Source organism: Kytococcus sp. HMSC28H12 (genome assembly GCF_001816045.1).
Lineage (GTDB): Bacteria > Actinomycetota > Actinomycetes > Actinomycetales > Dermatophilaceae > Kytococcus > Kytococcus schroeteri.
On record NZ_KV824512.1, the window covers coordinates 1 to 1821 of the forward strand.

1 protein-coding gene is annotated in these 1821 nt (G+C 75.0%); it reads left to right on the top strand.

All coding sequences use genetic code 11. The features are described from left to right. Nucleotides 1-73 precede the first annotated feature (73 nt). Nucleotides 74-1702 (top strand): histidine ammonia-lyase, encoded by a 1629-nt coding sequence (gene hutH / locus HMPREF3099_RS07410; protein ID WP_083323604.1) that lies wholly within the window; start codon nucleotides 74-76, stop codon nucleotides 1700-1702. Nucleotides 1703-1821: the final 119 nt, after the last annotated feature.

The following is a 1821-nucleotide window of genomic DNA, read 5'->3' on the forward strand; positions in this document are numbered from 1 at the left end:
GGTGTCCCAGATCTGGGACACCGCCCCTGCTGCGTCGCTGGCCCCGCTCCCGGCGGCGCGGTTCGATGTGCGCATGACGCCGATCGCGACCCCCGCCCCCACCGACGCCCCGCAGACCGTGGTCCTCAGCCCGGCCCCGCTGACGCCCACCGAGGTCATCGCCGTGGCCCGCCACGACGCCCGGGTGGAGCTGGGTGACGAGGCCGTCGCCGCCATCCGCGCCGCACGTGAGCGCGTGGACGCCCTGGCCGACGACACCACCCCGCACTACGGCATCTCCACCGGGTTCGGCGCGCTGGCCAACACCTCCATCCCCACCGAGAAGCGCTCTCGCCTGCAGGTGGGCCTGGTGCGCTCCCACGCGGCCTCCTCCGGCCCCGAGGTGGAGCGCGAGGTGGTGCGCGCCACGATCCTGCTGCGCCTGCACACCCTGGCCACCGGCCGCACCGGTGTCTCCCCGGAGGCCGCGCAGGTCTACGCCGACCTGCTCAACCACGGCATCACCCCGGTGGTGCGCGAGTTCGGTTCGCTGGGCTGCTCGGGCGACCTGGCCCCGCTGGCGCACTGCGCGCTGGCCGTCATGGGCGAGGGCGAGGTGCGCGTGGGCTCCGCCGAGCAGGTGGACGAGCGCGGCGTCTCCACCGGTGCCGTGCAGCCGGCCGGCGCCGCGCTGGCCGCGGTGGGCGTGGAGCCCGCCGAGCTGCGCGAGAAGGAGGGCCTGGCCCTCATCAACGGCACCGACGGCATGCTCGGCCAGCTGCTCATGGCGATGGCGGACCTGCGCCACCTGGCGAGCGTGGCCGACGTGACCGCCGCCATGAGCATCGAGGGTCTCCTGGGCACCGACGCCGTGTTCGCCGAGGACCTGCAGGCCCTGCGCCCGCAGGCCGGTCAGGCCGACTCCGCGGCCAACCTCCGCGCGGTGCTGGCGGGTTCCGACATCGTGCAGTCCCACAAGGACGACTGCTCCCTGGTGCAGGACGCGTACTCGCTGCGCTGCGCCCCGCAGGTGGCCTCCGGCCTGCGCGACACCCTGCGCCACGCCGAGACGGTGGCCACCTCCGAGCTGGCCGCCGCGGTGGACAACCCGGCCGTGCTGGCCGACGGCCGCGTGGAGTCCAACGGCAACTTCCACGGCGCCCCGCTGGCCTACGTACTGGACTTCCTGGCCATCCCCGCCGCCGACCTGGCGAGCGTGGCCGAGCGCCGCACCGACCGCTTCCTGGACCCGGCCCGCAACAACGGCCTCAACGCCTTCCTGGCCGAGGACCCGGGCACGGACTCGGGTCTGATGATCGCCCAGTACACGCAGGCCGCTTTGGTGAGCGAGCTCAAGCGCCTCGCGGTGCCGGCGAGCGTGGACTCCATCCCGTCCTCGGCCATGCAGGAGGACCACGTGTCGATGGGGTGGTCGGCCGCCCGCAAGCTGCGCCGCACCGTGGACGCGCTGCGCCGCGTGCTGGCCATCGAGCTGTACACCGCCGCGCGCGGCATCGAGCTGCGCGGCGTCGAGCGTGGCTCGGCCGAGTCGCCGGTGGCGCCGTCGCCGGCCACGGGTGCCGTCATCGCCGCGCTGCGCGAGACCGTGCAGGGCCCGGGCGAGGACCGCTACCTCTCCCCGGAGATCGAGGCCACCGTGGAGTTCATCGCCTCCGGCCGTGCCCTGGCCGCGGCCGAGGGTGTGACCGGCCCGCTGCGCTGACGCGGACCCGTCCACGGCGCCCGGGGAGCAGGCCTCCCCGGGCGCCGTCGTGGGTGCATGGCCGGGCGGCGCTGGGCTCTGCTGTGCTCTTCCCGTTGGGTCGTCGTTCGTTGGGGTGG

Coding starts and splice junctions, on each gene's coding strand:
- hutH (WP_083323604.1), top strand. CDS start 74: ATGACGCCGATCGCGACCCCCGCCCCCACCGACGCCCCGCAGACCGTG.